At 65.7% G+C, this 5,174-nt stretch carries 3 protein-coding genes and 1 pseudogene; 2 read left to right on the top strand and 2 right to left on the bottom strand.

Annotated features, from left to right (window positions below; translation table 11 throughout):
* The first annotated feature begins 336 nt into the window (after positions 1-336).
* Entirely contained in the window at positions 337-1,485 is a 1,149-nt protein-coding gene (locus AB0389_RS37585) for a hypothetical protein (protein WP_366400085.1), read from the top strand.
* 297 nt (positions 1,486-1,782) lie between these two features.
* On the opposite strand, the gene AB0389_RS37580 is transcribed toward AB0389_RS37585, so the two are convergent.
* Complete coding sequence (locus AB0389_RS37580; RefSeq protein WP_366400084.1) at positions 1,783-3,729, bottom strand: ATP-binding protein; 1,947 nt, start codon at positions 3,727-3,729, stop codon at positions 1,783-1,785.
* A 285-nt stretch (positions 3,730-4,014) separates the two neighbouring features.
* On the opposite strand from AB0389_RS37580, the pseudogene AB0389_RS37575 reads away from it, so the two are divergent.
* Positions 4,015-4,275: pseudogene (locus AB0389_RS37575) on the top strand (transposase); the annotation flags it as partial.
* Positions 4,276-4,278: 3 nt separating this feature from the next.
* Here AB0389_RS37575 and AB0389_RS37570 read toward each other — a convergent pair.
* Positions 4,279-5,070 carry a hypothetical protein gene (locus tag AB0389_RS37570; RefSeq protein ID WP_366400086.1) on the bottom strand — a complete coding sequence of 264 codons (792 nt, stop codon included), beginning with the start codon at positions 5,068-5,070 and terminating at the stop codon, positions 4,279-4,281.
* Positions 5,071-5,174: the final 104 nt, after the last annotated feature.

Here is a 5,174-nt window from a genome sequence, read left to right as displayed (position 1 = left end):
CCCCACCGAGCGCCCAGAAAGCGCCCCCGCACTACCCAACACCACCAACACGACCGCCACTTGATCGGCTACACCACTCGACGGGACATGACCCGTCCTGCAGCCGCGGGACGCGCTCTCCTTGAATCGCCTCCGGACGTCCACCTTGTTCTTTCAGGGGAAGCCGCCCCATTCCGGGCAGGTCTTCCTGACCAGGACGCACGTCGATGTCTTGACGGGCGAGGTGAAAAGCTGGCCGGGCCCCGGGCGGCTGCACCTCGACCACTTCGTCTACGACCGCCTATCGCTCCGTTGCGCTCCGGATGTGCGCGACTTCGCTGGCGCGTTCCGGACTTCTTGAACGTTCCGACGACGGCCGTTGCGGTGAGGATAATAGGGATGAACTATTCTCAAATCTCCAAGGGGGCAGCCGCGTTGAGCCAGTTCAGCGGTCATGAGACCAGCCCGTACGAGGCGCTTCGGCAGGGTCGGTCGGCAGTTGATCGTCTGATGACCGGGATGCTAGACGCCGGCGGGATGTTCCTTGAAGTGGCGGCGACCCAGGTTCTCCTGTCGACCGCGAGCCCGCGCATCCAGTTCGTCGAGTTCACCGCTGATCATGAGAAGGAGAACGGAGCCGACTGGCTGTGGTGCTGGGTGGACCGGGACGGCACCTGCTTCGCGCTCCTCGTCCAGGCAAAGATCTTGAAGGTGCACGGTAGTCGCTGGAGCATCGACTTCACGTACAAGACGCGCGGGGACGACCGGACCCAGCTCTCCAAGCTGATCAGGGCGTCGAACCGCTTCCACGTCCCTGCGGCCTACGTCCTGTACTGCGGCGACTCGCAGTACCGATCGACTCTGAACTGCGACCGCACCCATGACGACGTTCCTTGCAAGGAACGCGACCGGGTCGGTGTATCCACGGTTTCCGCCCTGGTAGCGGAGGTCGCCGTCGGGGTTGGCGGGGTGAGTGCAGGCGTGATGGCCTTCCACGACGCGATCCCCGTCGAGGACGTCGCCAGCCCCGACGGCCTGGACGCGCCGATCGTGCCACTCGCACGCGGGCTGAGCGAGGACCTCGATCGCTTCCTGCGCCAGCCTCAGCGGGGATCTCGCAGGGTGGCAAAGGAACTGCTCCGGCCGGTCCAGCGGATCAGGAATGGCCAGTTCGCAGGTGCTGCGGTCATGCAACGCGCCGCCCCGGTCACCGGCGCCCTCTTCGAGAACGTCCCCAACGACTTCGGGCACTTCTCGGTGCCGTACCTCGCGCACACGCTCCGAGGCCTACGGGCGGAGGTCCCCTACTACGTACGGGATGTCTTGGAAGGCCGGACTCCTCCGGCGTGGGTCACTGACCACCTCGGCGGGATCGTCGTGATCCCCGACGCGGACGCCCCGACCACCGCGTCCACTGTCAGGGCCAGTGACACCGGGCTGTTCCTTCCACACCTCCCCGAAGCGCCTCAGCCGCCACATGACCATCGCCCGACGCGGGCCGCGTGAGGTCGACGCGACGCCTCCGGGAGCTCACCCGCTCCAGGGTGCTCGGGCGAGAACCCGGCCCCGGATGTCGGCGGCGTCGGTCGCCGCCCATCGTCCAGGGAGGATATCCAGGCGTGCATGACACCGCGCCTCAGGCTGCTCGCTAGCGGGATGAGAAGGTCAACGAGGCTTGTGCGGGCCCGAGTCCGCCTGGCCACCGCTGTTGCGCTGCGTCCCCGGGACGCGGGCCGACGTGGAGTGAGCAAGGGCCGGGTGGGAGGTAGACCGTGCACCTTTCGCCAGTTCCTGCAGGATTGCTTATGCGCTGTCGTCCGCCCGGGGGGTGAGGAGGGAAACCACATCTGCGTCGGCGTGGACCCGTTGTGCGTACTCGATGCTACGTGTCTGGTCGGAGGCGTAGTCCAGCCGTTCCCGCTGCTTGCGCAGTCGTTCCTCGCAGGCATCGATGATCGCGCCCCACGTGATGATGCGGATGGTGACCTTCCCGTCGCTCCTGATGTAGCCGTCGGGGTGCTGCCACTGAACCTCGTTACTGATGGAGTTCCCGACCAGCCAGAACTCCCAGCGGGTCTGGTCGTCGTGACGGTAGCGCTCATCGGTGGTGACGGCGTAGGCGTAGCTGTTGATCTGGGCGACTTCGGCCTCCGACAGGACGGTGCGGGGTCGCTTCAGCTCGACAATGAGGTGTTGTTTGGTCTTGGCCGCTCCTGAGACGGCGGATAGCAGCAGGTCGAGCCGGCCGCTGGTGCCGTGGTGGAGCTGGACTCGCTGCTGAGGCACTGTCCTGCTCTCCAGGCGGGGCAGATGCCGGTTCAAGGCTTTGGTCAGCCCGATCTCGGAGACGGCATGCGTGTACTCGTCTCCGAAGATCCACAGCTCCTTCTCCAGCATGCGGTGAAGCTGGTCCTTCTCCCGCAGCGTGAAGCGGGCTTCGAACTCGAAGAGCAGTGTACGCAGTGCGCCTAGGGCATCGATGCGGTCGACGGTCTCCGCGTTCGCGGCGATGAGATTCGCCAGCGGCGTGCGATCGACCAGGTCTTCAAGTCGTTCCTTCTGCGGCGTCGACAGCCCGAACAGTTCATCGAGGACTTTCGGCATCGCAGAGGGTTGCCGACGCAGTGCTTTGCGCAGCAGCACCATCTGTGTGCGCCGCGCTGCCTTCGGCCCCTTGAGCTGGCGGCTGACCAGCCCTGCCACCTCGTTGAACGTTTCGCGCTCCGCCGTCTCGACCGGGCCGGTCGGCTCGCCGGTGTAGGGGTAGACGCCTTCGTCGATCCATTGCTTCACCAGCTTCCTGGTCAGCTCACGCTGCTGGTCACGGAAATAGGAGCGCAGACGGTGTCGCGCGGCTTTGACTGTGGCACCGAGCAGGGAGTCCGCCTGCTCGAACTCGCCTTCCAGCAGGTCGTGGTCGGTCAGGTTCGCGAAGCGGTCCCACAACACGTAGGCGGTGAAGTGGAAGTCCGGTGCCTGTATCTGCGCCAGGAGTGTGACCCGGTGGACGCCGACGCCGTCGCAGATCAGCAGTTCACGTCGCGGCGGCCTGAGTCTCCACTCCACGATCCGCAGCACCGGACCGGGACCCGGGTGGTCCAGGCCGATGTCCAGTTCCTCCTCGAACGGTTCGCCCTGGACTACGTCGCTGGGATCGAGCAGGGTGCCGCACCACCACACGCTGACCGCAGGATACTTGCTCAGGTACATGGCGAGGCGGCTGGTCAGCTCTTCACGGGCACTGTCCGCGGTGAGGCGCTGTTTGCGCTGCGCCTCACCGGTGACCCGGACGAGGGTGCCTGGCTTTCTGGACGGTGCGAGGCCGCGCTCGTCGACGTCGAAGTTGCTGTCGCCGTCCTGAAAGCGGATGGCGACCTCGGTTCGTCCGTCCGGGCCGTCCGAGACCGATGTCCACGTCGCGGACGCGCCGAGAGCCAGTACCCGGAAACGCCCGTAGCCGTGGCGTCCGTGCAGTTGCCGCCCGCTTTCCGTTCCCGGGGCAGTGCGCTTGCCGGATCCGCCCATGCCCTTGAACTTGGACTCCACCGTGGTGGCCGGGATGCCGTGTCCGTTGTCCCGCACGGCGACGGCCTGGACTCCGCCGAAGTCGTCGAGCTCCAAGTCGACATGCACCTCTGTGGCGTCGGCGTCCAGGCTGTTCCACACCAGCTCTTCCACGGCGCCCAGCGGATCCGTGCGTCGGGCGACCTTGGCGATGAAGTCGGGGCGTACTTCCACAGGAATCCGCATAGGGGCAAGCATGTCACCCGCGCGCACCAGTCATCCATAGGCAACACAACTGATCCGGGGCTCTGTTGCACGTTCGGCGATATCGTTGCGGCACTCGTGCCGGCGCGCTTGTGGTCTTGTTCGTGCAGGTGCGCCATTGCCCGATTCGGGTGGCGTGTGCTGGGTGTGCCGGAAACGGGGAGGATTCCAGTCGACCGGATGCCGGGACGCAGATAAATGACGTGCGCCGTGGTGGTGCCGAGCCGCTGAGCGACCTGAGCCAACGAAGCCAAGTTGGGCCGGGGCTGGCCTGCCCTGCACCATGCCTTGCTGACTTAGCTGCGCGCTGCAGACACGCTGAATATGGACAACTGCCCAGTCGACGGCTCCCACGTCCGGGCTCTCAAGGAGGAGATTACGTCGGGCCTTCGCCGGTCGATCGCGGGCGGCCCGGATCCGAGCATCACGTGATCGAGGACTGCCAGGGGGATTTTGCTCGCGGTCTCGCTGACCGGCGGAAACTGTCACGACGTCACACAGATGATTCCCCTGCTCGACGCGATCCCTCGCCTAAAGAGGTTGTCGCGAAGCAAGGCGTGGGGCCGCGTTGTCGCCGCGCCGGGCTGCGAACGCGGTGGCTGCAACTTCTCGCCGCTTGTGGACTGGCGGAAAAGCCAGCAGGCCTCCAGGACCGTGTTCAGCGGCCCAGGCAGGGGGAGGGCTGCCGGAGTTGTGAGCCACTGCAAATTGGTGGAGCTCTGCCAAGATCCCGACCAGGGCAACCACCTGCCCGGTAGCGAGATGATGCATGCGCTCAAGTACCTGTGCATCGTCCAACGAAGCAATCCAGGCGTGCAGGACACCTTGCCCTGGGCTGTCCGGCAGCGGCGCGAGCAGGTCAACAAGGCTTGCGCGCGACACTGCGGCGCTGATTCTGGCTTTTGCACGGTCGGCTGCTGGGATGTTTCCTGCTCCGAGCAGGGCTTGGCGGGTATCGTTGTGGCCGGTGGTGATGTCCAGCTGCGGAGGCAAGTTGGGCACTTCGGCCCCACCGGTGACCAGGGTCGGAATGGCGATGGTGCGCACCCACTTCTCCAGAGCTCCCAGTTCGGATGCGGCTACGACCCAGGCACCGGTGTGCGGGCGCTGCAGGGCGACCGTTGGAACCACGTTCAGGAGGATCCGCTCTCCCTGAGGGGCGCTGGCCAGGACGCTGCCCTGTGTCAGGGTGATGCTGCGGCCGACGCCCGGATCCGGAGCGATCGCCACTTCGACACGCGGGTCGTGGGTGTCGGGGTAGACGGCTCCGACCCGCGTGGCGGCAAGGGCGGGCATTCGATGCTTTGCCAGGTTGGTGTGCATCGCCAAGACCTTTAGAGGGTGTCTCACGTGGCTTGAGGGTTCGTACGGCATGATGTCTGTCGTGGGTGCTGATCTGTCGAAGCGTCTGGTTCCTGATGAACTCT

It is taken from the genome of Streptomyces sp. NPDC093109 (assembly GCF_040701725.1).
In the GTDB taxonomy this organism is placed as follows: domain Bacteria; phylum Actinomycetota; class Actinomycetes; order Streptomycetales; family Streptomycetaceae; genus Streptomyces.
The sequence above is the reverse complement of the archived record's forward strand: the minus strand, read 5'-3'. Positions and strand labels throughout refer to the sequence as shown.